This is a genomic window from Pseudomonas sp. MYb327 (assembly GCF_040438925.1).
Lineage (GTDB): Bacteria > Pseudomonadota > Gammaproteobacteria > Pseudomonadales > Pseudomonadaceae > Aquipseudomonas.
In genome coordinates this window covers 2,379,040-2,394,822 of sequence record NZ_CP159258.1, presented here as the reverse complement: position 1 = coordinate 2,394,822, position 15,783 = coordinate 2,379,040, and the positions used below count along the sequence as shown (strand labels likewise).

Here is a 15,783-nt window from a genome sequence, read left to right as displayed (position 1 = left end):
ACCTGTGGGATCGCAGTGTGTACTTCTCACAGGGAATTTAAGTTCATTTCAGACATTGCGCCCCGACTTTTGCCACTTGCGCATCCTGTTCGGCCTTGACCCCGGATACGCCGACCGCACCGATCACCTGGCCATCGACAATGATCGGTACGCCACCTTCCAGGGACGTCAGCAACGGCGCCGACAAAAACGCATGGCGCCCGCCGTTGACCATGTCTTCATAACCCTTGGATTCGCGCCGGCCCAAGGCCGATGTTCGGGCCTTTTCCGTGGCGATGTACGCGCGGCGCAGCACCGTCAAGGCGTTCAAGGGCCAGCGGGTGGCCGCCGTCATCGACTACGACGATGGTCACCGGCCACTGGTTGTTCTGCGCTTCGGTGCGTGCAGCGGCAAGGATCTTTCCGACTTCGGTCTGGCTCAGGATCGCTTTGCTTTTCATTGGGTGACTCTCCAGGAATGGGTTAGTGCGACGCGGCGTCGACCAGTTCGATCCAGTGCCGCACCGGCGTTCGGCCAGCCCCGTCGAGGTGCGACTGACAGCCGATATTGGCCGTGACAATGATTTCGGGATAGCCGCTTTCCAGGGCATTCATCTTGTTGTCGCGCAGTTGGCGGGCCAATTCCGGTTGGGTCAGCGAGTAAGTGCCCGCCGAGCCGCAACACAAGTGGCCGTCGGGCACGAACGTGAGGTTGAAACCCAGGCGCTCAAGCAGCGTTTCCACTGCGCCACCGAGTTTTTGCGCGTGCTGCAATGTGCATGGGCAATGGAACGCCAGACGCTGGGCACTGTGGATCCCGAGTCGTTCCAGTGGTTCGTTCCGCAACACTTCCACCAGGTCCCGGGCCAGTGCACTGACGGTTTTGGCTTTCTCGGCATACACCGGATCTCTGCTGAGCAGATGCCCGTAATCCTTGATAAAAGCACCGCAGCCGCTGGCGGTCTGCACAATGGCTTCGGCGCCTTCTTCAATGCTGGGCCACCAGGCATCGATGTTGTGGCGGGCACGATCGAGGCCGGCAGCCTGAGCGTCGAGATGATAATCCACGGCTCCGCAGCAACCGGCCTCGCGGGCCGCAGTGACGCTGATTCCGAGTCGATCCAGCACCCGCGCAGCCGCCACGTTGGTATTGGGCGACAGTCCCGGTTGCACGCAGCCTTCCAGCATCAGTACGTGTCGGGCATGGCGGGTGGTGGGGCGCGCTCTGGCCGGCGATGCACTGCGCGGCAACTTGCTTTGCAACATGTCCGGCAGCAACGCCCGGAACATCTGACCACTGCCGACCAGGCTTTTGAACAGCTCTGGACGGGGCACCACGGCGCGCAATCCCTCGCGCAACAAACGCTGGCCGATCGGACGCGGCACCGCTGCATCGACCACCGCGCGGCCTATATCCAGCAGGTTGTGATAGTCGACGCCGGAAGGGCAGGTGGTTTCGCAGTTTCGACACGACAGGCAGCGGTCCAGGTGTTGCTGGGTTTTTTGCGTGACCTCGTTACCCTCCAGCACCTGTTTGATCAGGTAGATGCGTCCACGCGGGCCGTCCAGTTCATCACCGAGCAATTGATAAGTCGGGCAGGTGGCGTTGCAAAAACCGCAGTGCACGCAGGTGCGCAGGATGCTGTCGGCTTCCTCGGCGCGGGGGAGTTGGCGGGCACGTTCGCTCAATGTGGTCTGCATGTCTCAAAGCTCCGCGTACAGGCGACCGGGGTTGAAAATGCCCCGTGGATCAAGTTGCTGCTTGAGGTTGCGGTGGTAGCGCATCAGCGCGGCCGGCAATGGTTGGAACGGGCTGTCAATCAAACCATGGCTGTAGCAGGTCACATGCCCGCCGACCTCTTCGACCACTTTGCGAATGAATCCGGCCTCGGCATCGGACTTGAGCCAGCGTTGGGCGCCACCCCAGTCGATCAGTTGTCGCCCGGGCAACGACAGTTTAGGTGTGTTGTTCGGCAAGGACAGCCGCCAAAGAGGCTGGTCTTCATCGAAGAAACTCAAGCGCTGCTCGTTCAGATCAGCCCAATAGGAAGCGTCCAGCAGCTCACCGCCCAAACGGTCATGGGCCGCGGCAACCGAACCTTCGCCGCCCTCCAGCCGCAGGTGCAGATGCTGCCCGTCGTGACATGCAGCGCTGATGGGCAACGGTTGCTGGCCCCATTGCGCCAGATGCGCCAAGGCGCGGTCACTGTCCATGTCGAGGCTGATGCTCAAGCATTGCCGGGGTTTGGGCAGGACTTTGAGCGACACTTCGGTGACCAGCCCGAGCGTGCCGTAACTGCCGGCCATCAGGCGTGACAAGTCGTAGCCGGCAACGTTCTTCATGACTTCGCCGCCGAAGCGCAGGTGCTTGCCGTGTCCGGTAATGACCCGTGTACCGAGGACGAAATCCCGCACCGATCCCGACCACGGACGACGCGGCCCCGACAACCCGCAAGCAATCATCCCGCCGACGGTGGCAGCGTCACCGAAGGCGGGCGGCTCGCAGGGCAGCATCTGGTGTGCGGCTTCCAGCGCTTGCGCGAGCTCGGCCAACGGAGTGCCGCAACGTGCCGTGATCACCAGTTCCGTCGGGTCATAACTGACGATGCCTCGGTGGACGCGTGTGTCGAGTATTTCTCCCGCCGTCACCCGTCCCAGAAACGCCTTGCTGTTGGAACCCTGAATGCGCAGCGGCGTAGCGTTCTGCAATGCCTGGTTGACCTGCTCCAGCAGCGCGTCGCTGTCATCGAAATCCTGTTCGTTGTTCATCAGAAACGCTCCAGTCCCGGGAAGGGCATCTGACCCATATGAACGTGCATGGCGCCAAACTCGGCGCAGCGGTGCAGCGTCGGAATGTTCTTGCCGGGGTTGAGCAGGCCGCTCGGGTCGAACGCAGCTTTAACCGCATGGAACAACGTCAGCTCATCGCTGTTGAATTGCGCGCACATCTGGTTGATTTTCTCGCGTCCAACACCGTGCTCACCAGTGATGCTGCCGCCGACTTTCACGCACAACTCAAGAATCTTGCCGCCCAAGGCTTCGGCGCGGTCGAGTTCACCGGGTTGATTGGCGTCGAACAGAATCAGCGGGTGCATGTTGCCGTCACCGGCGTGAAATACGTTGGCCACCCGCAAGCCGTACTCGGCCGACAGCTCGGCGATGGCGTGCAACACGCCGGGCAGCTCACGGCGTGGAATGGTGCCATCCATGCAGTAATAGTCGGGCGACAGGCGACCCACCGCCGGAAAGGCATTCTTGCGCCCGGCCCAGAAGCGCACACGCTCGGCCTCGTCCCTGGCCTGGCGCACTTCGGTGGCGCCGGCCTGTTCCAGCACCTGGCGTACGCGGTTGCAATCGTCACGCACATCGGCTTCAACGCCATCGAGTTCACAGAGCAGTATGGCCTCGGCATCTACCGGGTAGCCGGCGTGGATAAAGTCCTCGGCCGCGCGAATTGCCAGGTTGTCCATCATCTCCAGGCCACCGGGGATGATGCCGGCAGCGATGATGTCGCCGACCGCACGCCCGGCTTTTTCAACGGAATCGAATGCCGCCAACAGCACTTTGGCCGACTGCGGTTTGGGCAGCAGTTTGACCGTGACTTCGGTGATCACGCCGAGCATGCCCTCGGATCCGGTGAACAACGCCAGCAAGTCGAGGCCGGGCGAATCGAGGGCGTTCGAACCGAGGCTCAGGCATTCGCCGTCGACGGTGAGAATGTCGACCTTGAGCACGTTGTGCACGGTCAGGCCGTACTTGAGGCAATGTACGCCACCGGCGTTTTCCGCGACGTTGCCGCCGATGGAGCAGGCAATTTGCGAGGACGGGTCTGGCGCGTAGTACAAGCCATACTGGGCGGCGGCCTGAGAAATCGCCAGGTTGCGCACTCCCGGCTGAACCCGAGCCGTGCGGGAGGCGGGGTCGATGTGCAGAATCTGGTTGAAACGCGCCATCACCAGCAACACGCCTTTTTCCACGGGCAAGGCGCCGCCGGACAAACCGGTTCCGGCACCCCGGGCGACCACCGAGACCTGCCGCTCGTGACACAGTCGCAACACGCCCTGGACCTCCTCGATTTCGCGCGGCAGCACCACGAGCATTGGCGTGGTTCGGTACGCAGAAAGCCCATCGCATTCGTACGGCTTGAGTTCTTCTTGCTGGTGCAGGATCTCCAGCTCCGGCATCTGCGTTTGCAGGGCCTGTATCAGCGCATTTTTGTCGACGTCAGGCAGGGCGCCATCAACGCGTTCATCGTAGAGAATGTTCATCGGCGCACGACCCTCGTTTGTTGTTTTGTGAGGTCTGTTTCCGGGTTCGACTGCTTTTCATCATTGGCCTGCAACGTGCGGCTGTCTATGCCTTGTTTGTCCGGACAACGCGGGTTTTTATTCAATAAATTCTGCGTCGGGCTCATTTGAAAGAAAACGCCCGAATGGGGAAACCATCCGGGCGCGGATCAGATTACGGGGCGATGTACCTACGCTGTCGATTCAATGTCCGCCTACCACCATTGAACTGAACGGCGCGACGTAGGCCTGCAACGTCACCAGCCCACCGACCAGGATGGCCAGGATGATCGAGTGGAAGAACACGTAGCGCAGGATTTCCCCTTCGTGGCCGTACCAGCGAGTTGCGGTGGAAGCCACCACAATCGACTGGGCATCGACCATTTTGCCCATGACCCCACCAGAGCTATTGGCGGCGGCCATCAACACTGGGCTGAGCCCCAACTGTTCGGCGGTGACTTTTTGCAATCCGCCGAACAGCACGTTGGACGCGGTGTCCGAGCCGGTCAGTGCCACGCCGAGCCAGCCGAGCAGGGTGCCGAACATGGGGTAGAAAATGCCCGTCGCCGCAAACGCGAGCCCCATGGTGGCGTCCAGCCCCGAATAGCGCGTGAGGAAACCCAGGGCGAGCATGGCGGTAATGGTGATCAATGAATAACGCACCACCCACAGCGTTCGCACGTACTGAGAGATGAGTTGTGGAATGGAATAGCCCATCAGCAAGCCACCGACAATGGCTGCCAGCAGGATGCCGCTACCGGTGGCGGTGAACCAGGTGAATTTGTACACCGCATCTTCGGTTTTAGGCGCAGGCACCACCGGCGGCACCTTCTCGATTTGCTGGTGAATCGTGGTGAAAGTCAGGACCGGGGCGAAGATCGGGTTGGCTTCGCGCAACGGCTTGCCCTGAGGATCGAGTTTGGCCGAACTGGTGGCCGGATCGATTGCCGGGCGGGTGTCGAACATATTTTTGAAGCCTTGGGTGCCCCAGGCGAACACGAAGACGGTGAGAATGATCCATGGCATCCACGCACGCATCACGGCGGAGCGGTTGTCGCTGGCGAAGGCTGCCGTCGCTGTCGGCTTCTGGCTGTGCTCTTCATCGATTTTCGAGTTATCGACCCGCCCGGTCAGTGCAGCGGACGTGTGCACGGTGGCCGGTTTCCAGACCTTGAGGAACCCGGTCAGACAGGCCATGGAGATCAGCGCCGCGATCACGTCTACCAACATCGGCCCGTGATAGTTGGAAACGAGGAATTGAGGAATGGCAAAACTGACCCCCGCCACCAGAATCGCCGGCCAGATTTCCAGCATCTTGCGCCACCCGGCGAAGGCCCAGATCAGCCAGAACGGCACGATCACCGAGAAGAACGGCAGTTGCCGGCCGACCATCATCGACAGTTCCATCTCATCCAGGCCGGTGACTTTGGCCAGGGTGATGATGGGTGTGCCCAGAGCGCCGAACGCCACAGGCGCGGTATTCGCGATCAACGCCAGGCCCGAGGCGGCCAGCGGAGAGAAGCCCAAACCGATCAGAATCGCCCCGGTCACCGCCACCGGCGTACCGAATCCGGCGGCCCCTTCGAAGAACGCACCGAAGCAGAAGGCAATCAGCAGCAATTGCAGGCGCCTGTCGTCGGTGATCCGCGCCAGCGAGTCCTGGAGCACTTTGAACGAACCGTTTTCGGTGGTCAGACGGTGCAGGAAAATGATGTTCAGAACGATCCAGCCAATCGGCAGTAAACCGTTGGCGGCACCGTACAACGCTGCCGAACCGGCCATGTTGGCGGGCATGCCGAAGGCGAAAATGGCAATCACCAACGCCGAGGCCAGGGCGAGCAATGCCGCCAGGTGCGCCTTGACATGGAAGAACGCCAGCGCTGCCAGCATCACCACCACGGGCACGGCGGCCATCAGGGTCGATATCACCGGGTTATTAAACGGATCGTAGATTTGCTGCCAAACCATGTTCCACCTCTGCTTTTTATTGTTGGACGTGCAGACCCCAGGAGGGCGGTGGCTTGTAGTATAGGTGGCATTTCGCCGCTGTCAGGCCGAGCCTTCGGTCCCGTTAATACGCCTTGTTTTGCTGGGCTGAGCTAGCATGGCGAGTAGGGTCGAAAACCAGCAATGGGAGGAATGCCGAAATGACTGAGCGCCATGAAGAGCACAAGGAGACGCTGTCGAACGGATGCAGCATCAGGGTCCGAGCTGAAATACTCAAAGACGGTTCGTTGAAGATGCTTATCGGCGTATACGGACCTGATGGCTCGGTCATCAACGAGGACCACGATCCCCAGCCCCACATGCTGGACATGGAAGCGGCGATGGATTGGGGAATAGATATCGCCAAGGGCATTGGCAATAGCCAGAGGACGTTGTAGCGGATGGCTTTGGATTGGCGGTAACGCCATCGCTGGCAAGCCAGCTCCTACAGGTTCAGTGCAATCCTTGTAGGAGCCAGCCTGCTGGCGATGCTTTTAGTGCTTGAACATCACATGCCGCACAACGGTGTAGTCCTCCAACCCATACATCGACATGTCCTTCCCGTACCCGGACAATTTCTGACCGCCGTGAGGCATTTCGCTGACGAGCATGAAGTGCGTGTTGACCCAGGTGCAGCCGTACTGCAAGCGCGCCGACAGGCGATGAGCGCGTCCGACGTCGGCGGTCCATACCGATGACGCCAGGCCGTAGTCCGAATCATTGGCCCAGCCCAATACCTGCGCTTCATCGCTGAATTTGGTCACCGAGACCACTGGTCCGAACACTTCGCGGCGGACGATTTCGTCGTCCTGCTGCGCGTCGGCCAGCACCGTCGGTTCGAAGAAGAAGCCATTGCCGTCCACCGCTTTACCGCCCGTGATCAAACGGATGTGCGGCTGCGCCACGGCGCGTTCGACGAACCCGGCCACACGGTCACGATGCTGCGCGGTGATCAACGGGCCGAGCTCGGTCGATGGATCGTCCTGCAGGCCGTACTTGATGCTGCTGACCGCCGCGCCGAGCTTCTCGACGAACTTGTCGTAAATGCCTTCCTGCGCATAGATGCGGCAGGCCGCGGTGCAGTCCTGGCCGGCGTTGTAGAAACCAAAGGTGCGGATGCCTTCGACAGCGGCGTCGATGTCGGCATCGTCGAAGATGATCACCGGGGCCTTGCCGCCCAGTTCCATGTGCATGCGTTTGACGGTATCGGCGGTGTTGGAAATGATGTTCGAACCGGTGGCGATCGAACCGGTCAGCGACACCATGCGCACTTTCGGGTGAGTGACCAGCGGGCTACCGACGGTAGGACCACGGCCGAACACCAGATTGAGTACACCGGCCGGGAAGATTTCCGACGCCAGTTGTGCCAGGCGCAGGGCGGTCAGCGGGGTTTGTTCCGACGGCTTGAGCACAACCGTGTTGCCGGCGGCGAGGGCTGGGGCGATTTTCCAGGCGACCATCATCAGCGGGTAGTTCCACGGCGCTATGGAAGCGATCACGCCCACCGGGTCGCGGCGGATCATCGAGGTGTGGCCGGGCAAGTATTCGCCACCGGCCGAGCCGCTCATGCAACGGCTGGCACCGGCAAAGAAACGGAACACGTCGGCAATCGCCGGGATCTCGTCGTTCAGCGCGGCGCTGTAGGGTTTGCCGCAGTTGTCCGATTCCAGTTTGGCCAGCTCTTCGCCGTGGGCTTCAATGGCGTCGGCGAGTTTGAGCAACAGCAGCGAACGTTCTTTAGGCGGAGTCTGCGACCAGCCATCGAACGCGGCATCGGCGGCGCGCACGGCGGCATCGACCTGGGCTTCGCTGGCTTCGTTGATTTCCACCAAAACGCGGCCCAGCGCCGGGTTGAATACGGGTTGGGCGGGGCCTTCGCCGTTGATAAGTTGGCCGTTGATCAAGAGTTGGGTTTGCATGGCATTGTCCTCTTCGAACCTGTTGTTTTATTCACTGTGGAAACCGGTCCCTTGTAGGAGCTGGCTTGCCAGGGATGGGGCCATCAGGCTCAACAAAGATGTTGGCTGATCTACCGCTATCGCCAGCAAGCCGGCTCCTACAGGATTGGGTTTCGTCAGCGGCTAATGAGTCATCAGGACTGTTGTACCGAGCCCGAAACCCCTGTGGTTTGTTTCAAAGGCTTCGAAAACTTCCACGCATCACCGGCCGGCGCCGTGCCTTTGTCGTAAGGCTTGCCCAGCAGCATGTAGACCAGACCGGCACCCATCACCACCAACGTGGTCAGGATCATCGAGTAATTGATGTACCACGGTGCATCCGGCGAGCGCGGCCAGACCATGTTGACGATGGCGCACACGCCGTAGATCAGTGCGGCGAGGTTGATCCAAAGACCCCAGGCGCCAAGCGTAAATTGGCCATTCGGGCGCCAGCCTTTGGCGCGCGCAATCAACGCAGCCACCACGATCAACTGGAACGCGACATAGATACCAATCGCCGCGAAGCCGACGATGGTCGCCACGGCATCGGCCATGAACATACCCAGGCAGACAATCGCAGCCGGTACCAGGCCGCTCACCAGCAGCGCGAATGACGGCACTTGGTTGGCTGACAGGCGCTTGAACAGCGAGCTGCCCACAATCATTTCGTCTCGGGCATAGGCGAACAGCAACCGACTGGCGGCCGCTTGCAAGCTCAGCACACAGGAAATGAACGACACCATTACCACGGCCATGACCAAGCGTGAACCGACTGGACCAAAGGCATTGGCGAGGATGGTGGCGACCGGATCGGTGTCTTCACCGGCCAGGACCTTGGCCATGTCTGGCACCGAGAGAATCAGCGCCAGGCAGGCGAACATCGCCGCTGCACCACCGATGTAAATGGTCATGCGCATGGCTTTGGGAATGCGTTTGCCCGGGTTTGGCGTTTCTTCGGCCACGTCGCCGCAAGCCTCGAAGCCGTAGTACTGGAACAGACCGGCCAGGGACGCCGCCAGGAACGCCGGCAGATACGAGCCATTGACCTCAAGATTGAAGGTGTCGAACAGCACACTGATCGGCTGATGGCGTTCGAAAATCAGCAGGTAGCCGCCCACCAGAATCGCCCCGACCAGTTCGCACAGGAAACCGAACATGGCCACGCGGGCCAACAACTTGGTGCCCACCAGGTTCAACGCGGTGGAGAGCAGAATGATCGACAGGGCGATGTATATGTTGGCCTCGGGACCGGGGCTGAAGCCCATCATGATTGCCAGATACGGTCCGGCGCCCACGGCGACACCGGCGATGGTGGCACACAAGGCCCAGGCATACACCCAGCCGACCATCCACGCCCAGCGCTTGCCTACCAGGCGACGAGCCCAAGGATAAACACCGCCGGAAATCGGAAATTGCGAAACCACTTCACCGAATATCAGGCAGACCAACATCTGCCCGGCACCGATCAGCAAGTACGACCAGAACATCGGCGGGCCGCCGGCGGCCAGGCACAAGCCGAACAGGGTGTAGACGCCGACAACCGGCGACAGATAGGTAAAGCCCAGGGAGAAGTTCTCCCACAGGCTCATGCTTCGGTTGAAATCCGAGCTGTAGCCGAGGGCGCGGAGTTGTTCCGCATCCTGATCGGCGCCAGTGCTTGCACGCGTGTTAGATGAGCCACTCATGTTATTTCCTCATTATCAATGGCAGGTGTTTGCAGGGTTGGCAGGTTGGCCTGCCCATGCTCTGTCGAGCTTTGTTGTTGTTTTTGGATCTCTCATGGATATCTCGTCCCTGTAGGCGCTGGCTTGCCGGCGATGACGGACTTGAGGACACCATCGCCAGCAAGCCGGCTCCTACAGGGACTCGCGTCAGGCTTTGGATTCGTCGTCGTACTGCGACAGCCATTGGACGGCAGCATCGCGGTAGCGGCTGAAGCCCTTGTAGTCGACCAGTTGCTGATTCAGGTCACGCAGCACCCGATGCATGCGCCGCGCCCACGCCGGGTTGGTGGCGATGTCTTCAAGGCTGAGCAGGTAGGTACGAATCGGAAAGACGATGGCGTTGCTGCGCGGCAGGCGGTGCAGCGGTTGCAACTCAATACGCAGATACACCAGTTTGCCGGCGTTTTCGGCGGTCACGATGGTGCGGTCCGGTGCCCATTCAGGCAGGCTTTCAGCCGACACTTCGAGGCGCGGATTGACCGTCAGCGACCAGTTCAGGCGGCGTACCGGATGGCCGATGCGCAGACGCAGGAGGAATTTCAGAGCACGGTCGAGCATGCCGATTTCTTTCACCAGCGGCACCGGGCCGTGGAATTCTTCCCAGCTCATGCCGAGGTTGAAACGCAGCGAATAGTCAGCGCGTTGAGTCGCGATCCCGGCGCCCCAGTACAGCGTGCCATCGCGCTCTTCCTGCAACACCCAGTCCCCTTGGGCCTGACGGGTTACGTATTCCATCGGCTCGTAGGGCAGGGTGGTGGGGTCGCCGAATGTGAAGTGATCGTCGATGTCCAGCAAACGGTTGGTCCAGTGCCATTGCCGACCATCACGCTCCAGGCTGAAATACTGCGGATAGTCACGGGCGTAGGACTCCATGATCAGTTCCAGCAGGTCCCATTGCGCTTCCATCATGTGCGGCGCCGAGACGTAGTGCATGCCTGGGTCTTTCTCCAGCGTAATGGCGCGGTCGCGGCATTCGCTGATGTAGTGCTCATCGATATCGAACGCGGCACGGAACGCACCGTCGCCCACCGAGACATGAGGCTCGAGGTTCATCGAGTACATGTAGTCGTCATCGGGGAACGGGAAGGGCGCGCGGGCGATGGTTTCCGGGCTGTTAGCGAAGGTGTAGTCATCGCGGTAGGTTTCGTCGGGGTTGAATTTGATATTCATTATTTTTTCTCCGTCGATCAGAGGTCGATGACCAGGCGATTGCACTTGGCGCGGGATACGCAGGGCATGATTTTCTTGCGGCTGGCTTTGACTTCGTCGGACAACCAGTCATCGGTGTGTAGCAGCTCGCCATCGAGTTCCAGTACCTCGGTCTCGCAGTGACCACAGGCGCCGCCGCGACACAGGTAAGGCATGCTGTAGCCGGCAGCTTCCACGGCTTCGAGCATGGTCTGGTCGGGCGAGACTTCAATGGTTGCGCCGCTTCGGCCCAAGGTGAAACTGAAGGCTTCGCCGCCACTGCTTTGTTCGAGGAAACGCTCGAAGTGCACATGGCTGTCGGTCCAGCCAAGATCGCGGGCACATGCGAGGGTGGCGTCGATCATGCTGTCGGGGCCGCATGCGTAAACGTGGCTGCCGAGCGGGCGATCAGAAAGGATCCGGCCAATCTCCATGCGCGATTCGACGCCCTTGCGATAAAGGTGAACCTGCTCGCCGTAGATCGCCTGCAATTCTTTGCCGAGTTGCGCGTGTTCTTCGCCGCGTACCGCGTAATGCAACTCGAACGGCACTTTGCTCAGGCGCAACTCTTCCAGTTGGGAAATCACCGGGGTAATGCCGACGCCGCCAGCGATGAACAGATGCAGGCGCGCCTGCTTGATCAGCGGAAACAGGTTGACCGGTGGCGTGACCTCGATCAGGTCGCCTTCATTGACGTTATCGTGCAACGACACCGAACCGCCGCGACCGCTTTCGACCCGGCGCACGGCAATCTGGTAGCTGCTGGTGTCGTAGGGCGAACTCAGCAGCGAGTAAGGGTTGCGCAGGGTGTTGGTCCGGTTGGCGATCAACACCACCACGTGGCTTCCGCCGGAGAATGCAGGCAGGTGCGCGCCGCTCGGCGAGACCAGGGTGAAGCGCTTGATTTCGGGGGTCACCGATTCGATGCGGGCCACGCGCAGATTCAAAGTCCCATTGTTCTGGCTCATGTATCGAGCTCCTCGGCTTCGGGCAACTCACCCGGTACTTCGGCATCGGCCTTGACCGCCTGAAACGCCGCCAATCGCCGGGAATAGTGATCGCGCACCACCAGCGTCAGGCTGCAACCGGGGCAGTCGAATACGCGTTGGGTGACGTTTTCGGTGTACGTGTCGCAGTGCACGCACCAGACGCGGCGTACCAAAGTGCCGGAGTGTTCACGCAGCACTTCGTCGCGGTTGAGGTCGAAATGCGTGGCCACTTGCATGGCGCTGCCCAAAAAGCTTTCTGAGCCTGCGAGGTACAGGCGGGTGCCCATGCGGGCTTCACCGAGCAGTGCCTTGAGCGCTTCAATCAACGCCTGATTAGTCTCATGCACCTGCAAAGGGTGGTCGCTGTGCTGCTGCAACTGGCTGAGAAAATCCTGCCCGGAAAAAGACTCACGGGCGTACAGCAAAGTGATGGGGCGATCCAGCCCGGCCATCTCGTCGAGCAGGCGCAACATGGCGCGACCGCCACTGCCTTGCCCCGCGATGATGTGCCGCGTGCCTCCCGGCAGCGGTTGCAACTGGTCATAGACCGGCCGGCTTTTGATCCCGGTGATCAACATTTTTATTATTCCTCCTGGCTAGCGAGTCGGCTGATGCAAAGCCGCTCCGTTGCAAAGCCCATCGATGGTGGGTTGCTGATAGCAGGAGCACAGGTCGTGCCATATTTTTAACTTGTTGTATTTAAAGGGATTTGTATTTGTCTAGGGCTGGGGTGCAGGCAAAAGTAACTGGAGATGTAGGCGTTTTCGCAGCACGTATATGCAGCAAGCAACCTTTCTGTAGGCGCTGGCTTGCTGGCGATGACGGCAGGACATTCAACATCCAGGTGACTGTCAGATCGCCTTCGCTGGCAAGCCAGTTCCTACAGGCTGGTGTTTACAGTCCTAGAGATCAATCGCGTTGCAGCTTGCGAATCAACGTACCGATGTCGATGCCAAGGTGCTGCGCAGCCTTGCGTTTGCTCCCGCACACCTCCACGGCCTGGAGGATGATTTGGCGCTCGAACTGTTGAACCTGAAGCTTGAGGTTTTGCTCCGGGTTTTCCTGCGTTTCGTCTTCATCGATGGCGGGTTTCAAGCGTTCCGGTGGGCGTTGCGTTTGCAGCAGTTCGGCCGGGAGATGGTGCTCCTGCGCCTCATCGTCAGCCAGCACCGCCAGCCGTTCGAAAATGTTGACCAGTTCGCGAATGTTGCCCGGGAAGTCATAGCTCAACAGGCGCTTGCGACACCCGGCGGACAGGCTCAGCGACGGCTCGCGATCACCATTGATGCGGCTGAGCAGGATGTCGATCAGGAACGGCAAGTCATCGCGATGATGACGCAGTGGTGGAATTTCTACCGGCAGGACGGCGAGGCGATAGTAAAGATCGGCGCGAAACTCACCGGTGCTCACCAGGTGGCGCAAATCCTTGTTGGTAGCGGCAATGACTTGTACCTGGACGGTTTTGCTCAGGGGCGAGCCGACCGACTGGATGGTGCTGTCTTCCAGAAACTTCAGCAGTTTGGCCTGGACATGCAAAGGGATCTCACCGATTTCGTCGAGAAACAGTGTCCCGCCCGAAGCCGCCTCGATGTAGCCCTGTTTGCCACCCTGCAGCGCACCGGTAAAGGCGCCGCGCTCGTAGCCGAACATTTCCGACTCGAACAGACTCTCCGGAATGCTCCCGCAGTTGACATGAATGAACGGCCGGTCGCCCCAACCGGCCGCACGGTGAATGTGTCGGGCGATGGCCGTCTTGCCGACGCCGGGCTCACCCAGTAGCAGCAACCGCGCGCGACGGCGAAAAGCGCGCACGCCGGTGTCGGCGATGCTCGACAGCAGCGGCGAGAGGTGCAGGGCGTTGTCCTGGGGGTCGCGCAGGCCTTGCGGTTCCACCGGCCGGTTGCCGAGGGATGCCCGACGTTGTGGCTGACTGCCGTCGAAGTCTTTCTGACTCAGCATCCTGAACGGTTTTTCATAGGCGCCGGTGGGAATTGCGTGGGTGCTGCTGAGCAGGACCCGACCTTCGCGTGAGCGCGTCAGTGCGCTGTTGCCACCCCGGTTCATCGCTGCCAGCAAGTCGTCGTAATTCAGCGCCGAGCGCTGGAAGAAATCATTTTCCGACAATCCGACGGCCTGCTGTTTGGACAACCGGTTGACGCGCTCGGCGGCCAGGTTGAGAAACCGTATCCGGCCCTCGCCATCGATGACGACCAGCGCCTCGCTGAAACTGTCGAGCAAGGCGTGCAATGCCGGGGTTTGCAGCAATGCGCCGAGCACCTCGCTGCTGACACTGACCGATGAGCGCATGCCCATCTGTAACGTGGGTGGCAGATTCGAATCTTTCATGGGTGCAACTCTTCGACGCGGCGCACGCCCTGGCTTTCACGAAACACGGCGACTCGCCAGGCCACACTTTCACGAATCAGGATGCGCGAGCAGTGCACGTTGAAGTTCCGGTCGCGCCCATGCAGATCCGGCAGAGGCAGGCTGTGCCAGGTGCGTTCCGGCAAGCCATTGTCCAGAATCAAGCGCGCAATGCCGGCGCCATGGGTAATGCCGAACGTCTCTTCAAAGGCTGCGTTGCGCCATTGCGGTTGCAGGTATTCATCGATCACCAGCACCGCGTCGGGCACGGCATCGAACACCCGGCGCAAGGCATCGATGCGCTGCTCGGCGTCATGCTGCATGCGCAGCTCCTGGCTGACGTCGCGAATGCTGCCCCACATCCGCAAGAGCTGCCCGTTGACGATGGTCGCCCGCACATCGTTTTCTACATACGCCGGCGAACCGTCGTGGCGACGGTCCACCGAGAGGGCGCAGTCGACGCTGAAACCAGCTTCGATCAGGCGCCGCACGAACTCTTCGTTGGCGGGGCTGCGTGGCCAATAAAGGCGTACCGGTTGATGATTGAAATCGACGTCGGAGGGCATCTCGTAAACATCAGCCATCGCGCGGTTGCACAAGCGCCAATGGGAGTCGTTTTCGAACACTTGGCGAACAATTTCATCCGGGGAATTGTTGACGTCCACGGCTTCGGCAAACTCGATGCACCAATAGGCGACCTTGGCGCTTTGCAGCATCTGGCTCATCACTTCATTGGCGTTGTGCATCTCGCGCAGTCTGTGACCCAGTGCTCCCAGCGGAATTTTCAGCAAATGCAGACGCGCCGGCTGCACCGAGCGCCATTCCAGCAGACCACTGGCCACCACGTGCAGCAGGCCGCCGTTATGGCGAATCAAGGTCAGTTCCAGGCTGTGTACTTGTTCGTCAGCGGGGGGGTTGGCGAACAGCGAGTGCAGGGCGCGCACCGACTCGACGCTGAAGATGCGTTCTATCGGTTGATCCCACAGTGCTTCGAGCGCATAGCCCAACTGATCGCTAAGGCTGGCAGACAGGCTGAGAAGTTGTCCGTCGGCGCTCACGGTACTGGTAAGAGGCTGGGCTTTTTTTGCCAGCAAATTCAGGATATCCATTGATCAATCGGCTCGATTTGGCTGATAGGCACCTGGCCAAAAGACTCAGGCTGTTCAAAGGGAGGGCATATCGCATGCCAACTCAGAATCCGCCAATCCTCGAAGATCGAACGCATGACAACGGATGAGTGCTGCGAAATCGCAGCAAAATGTGCATTTTTGCAGCGCCTGAATGAGCTTAATGGGAATGTGGGAGTCGGTGCGGTCAATCCGATGAGTGA

Annotated in this window: 12 protein-coding genes and 1 pseudogene; 1 reads left to right on the top strand and 12 read right to left on the bottom strand. The window is 60.4% G+C overall.

What is annotated here, in order from left to right:
• Window positions 1-43: 43 nt before the first annotated feature.
• From ABVN21_RS10690 to ABVN21_RS10670, 5 genes and pseudogenes are all read right to left on the bottom strand, one after another.
• Window positions 44-440: pseudogene (locus tag ABVN21_RS10690) on the bottom strand (heme-binding protein).
• A gap of 22 nt (window positions 441-462) precedes the next feature.
• Complete coding sequence (gene glcF / locus ABVN21_RS10685) at window positions 463-1,680, bottom strand: glycolate oxidase subunit GlcF (protein WP_339552052.1); 1,218 nt, start codon at window positions 1,678-1,680, stop codon at window positions 463-465.
• 3 nt (window positions 1,681-1,683) lie between these two features.
• Window positions 1,684-2,748 carry a glycolate oxidase subunit GlcE gene (gene glcE, locus ABVN21_RS10680; protein ID WP_339552051.1) on the bottom strand — a complete coding sequence of 355 codons (1,065 nt, stop codon included), beginning with the start codon at window positions 2,746-2,748 and terminating at the stop codon, window positions 1,684-1,686.
• Window positions 2,748-4,247, bottom strand: a complete 1,500-nt coding sequence (glcD, locus tag ABVN21_RS10675; RefSeq protein WP_339552050.1) for a glycolate oxidase subunit GlcD — start codon at window positions 4,245-4,247, stop codon at window positions 2,748-2,750. The genes glcE and glcD overlap by 1 nt, the downstream gene beginning before the upstream one ends.
• A gap of 222 nt (window positions 4,248-4,469) precedes the next feature.
• Window positions 4,470-6,233 carry an L-lactate permease gene (locus ABVN21_RS10670; protein ID WP_339552049.1) on the bottom strand — a complete coding sequence of 588 codons (1,764 nt, stop codon included), beginning with the start codon at window positions 6,231-6,233 and terminating at the stop codon, window positions 4,470-4,472.
• A 179-nt stretch (window positions 6,234-6,412) separates the two neighbouring features.
• Between ABVN21_RS10670 and ABVN21_RS10665 the strand changes: the two genes are divergently transcribed.
• Window positions 6,413-6,649, top strand: a complete 237-nt coding sequence (locus ABVN21_RS10665; protein ID WP_339552048.1) for a hypothetical protein — start codon at window positions 6,413-6,415, stop codon at window positions 6,647-6,649.
• Between the two features lie 96 nt (window positions 6,650-6,745).
• Here ABVN21_RS10665 and ABVN21_RS10660 read toward each other — a convergent pair whose 3' ends face one another.
• The 7 genes from ABVN21_RS10660 to ABVN21_RS10630 form a co-directional block, all read right to left on the bottom strand.
• Window positions 6,746-8,170, bottom strand: a complete 1,425-nt coding sequence (locus tag ABVN21_RS10660) for a gamma-aminobutyraldehyde dehydrogenase (protein WP_339552047.1) — start codon at window positions 8,168-8,170, stop codon at window positions 6,746-6,748.
• Between the two features lie 173 nt (window positions 8,171-8,343).
• Window positions 8,344-9,873 carry an amino acid permease gene (locus ABVN21_RS10655; RefSeq protein WP_339552046.1) on the bottom strand — a complete coding sequence of 510 codons (1,530 nt, stop codon included), beginning with the start codon at window positions 9,871-9,873 and terminating at the stop codon, window positions 8,344-8,346.
• 186 nt (window positions 9,874-10,059) lie between these two features.
• Entirely contained in the window at window positions 10,060-11,082 is a 1,023-nt protein-coding gene (locus tag ABVN21_RS10650) for a DUF3445 domain-containing protein (RefSeq protein ID WP_339552045.1), read from the bottom strand.
• Window positions 11,083-11,099: 17 nt separating this feature from the next.
• Window positions 11,100-12,068 carry a PDR/VanB family oxidoreductase gene (locus ABVN21_RS10645; protein ID WP_339552044.1) on the bottom strand — a complete coding sequence of 323 codons (969 nt, stop codon included), beginning with the start codon at window positions 12,066-12,068 and terminating at the stop codon, window positions 11,100-11,102.
• The gene (locus ABVN21_RS10640) at window positions 12,065-12,667 is read right to left on the bottom strand and encodes a dimethylamine monooxygenase subunit DmmA family protein (RefSeq protein ID WP_339552043.1); all 603 of its coding nucleotides are present in this window, start codon (window positions 12,665-12,667) and stop codon (window positions 12,065-12,067) included. The genes ABVN21_RS10645 and ABVN21_RS10640 overlap by 4 nt, the downstream gene beginning before the upstream one ends.
• Before the next feature lie 331 nt (window positions 12,668-12,998).
• Complete coding sequence (locus tag ABVN21_RS10635; protein ID WP_339552042.1) at window positions 12,999-14,435, bottom strand: sigma 54-interacting transcriptional regulator; 1,437 nt, start codon at window positions 14,433-14,435, stop codon at window positions 12,999-13,001.
• Window positions 14,432-15,562 (bottom strand): PAS domain-containing protein, encoded by a 1,131-nt coding sequence (locus ABVN21_RS10630; protein ID WP_339552041.1) that lies wholly within the window; start codon window positions 15,560-15,562, stop codon window positions 14,432-14,434. The genes ABVN21_RS10635 and ABVN21_RS10630 overlap by 4 nt, the downstream gene beginning before the upstream one ends.
• Between the last annotated feature and the right edge of the window lie 221 nt (window positions 15,563-15,783).

Coding starts and splice junctions, on each gene's coding strand:
- glcF (WP_339552052.1), bottom strand. CDS start 1,680: ATGCAGACCACATTGAGCGAACGTGCCCGCCAACTCCCCCGCGCCGAG.
- glcE (WP_339552051.1), bottom strand. CDS start 2,748: ATGAACAACGAACAGGATTTCGATGACAGCGACGCGCTGCTGGAGCAG.
- glcD (WP_339552050.1), bottom strand. CDS start 4,247: ATGAACATTCTCTACGATGAACGCGTTGATGGCGCCCTGCCTGACGTC.
- ABVN21_RS10670 (WP_339552049.1), bottom strand. CDS start 6,233: ATGGTTTGGCAGCAAATCTACGATCCGTTTAATAACCCGGTGATATCG.
- ABVN21_RS10665 (WP_339552048.1), top strand. CDS start 6,413: ATGACTGAGCGCCATGAAGAGCACAAGGAGACGCTGTCGAACGGATGC.
- ABVN21_RS10660 (WP_339552047.1), bottom strand. CDS start 8,170: ATGCAAACCCAACTCTTGATCAACGGCCAACTTATCAACGGCGAAGGC.
- ABVN21_RS10655 (WP_339552046.1), bottom strand. CDS start 9,873: ATGAGTGGCTCATCTAACACGCGTGCAAGCACTGGCGCCGATCAGGAT.
- ABVN21_RS10650 (WP_339552045.1), bottom strand. CDS start 11,082: ATGAATATCAAATTCAACCCCGACGAAACCTACCGCGATGACTACACC.
- ABVN21_RS10645 (WP_339552044.1), bottom strand. CDS start 12,068: ATGAGCCAGAACAATGGGACTTTGAATCTGCGCGTGGCCCGCATCGAA.
- ABVN21_RS10640 (WP_339552043.1), bottom strand. CDS start 12,667: ATGTTGATCACCGGGATCAAAAGCCGGCCGGTCTATGACCAGTTGCAA.
- ABVN21_RS10635 (WP_339552042.1), bottom strand. CDS start 14,435: ATGAAAGATTCGAATCTGCCACCCACGTTACAGATGGGCATGCGCTCA.
- ABVN21_RS10630 (WP_339552041.1), bottom strand. CDS start 15,562: ATGGATATCCTGAATTTGCTGGCAAAAAAAGCCCAGCCTCTTACCAGT.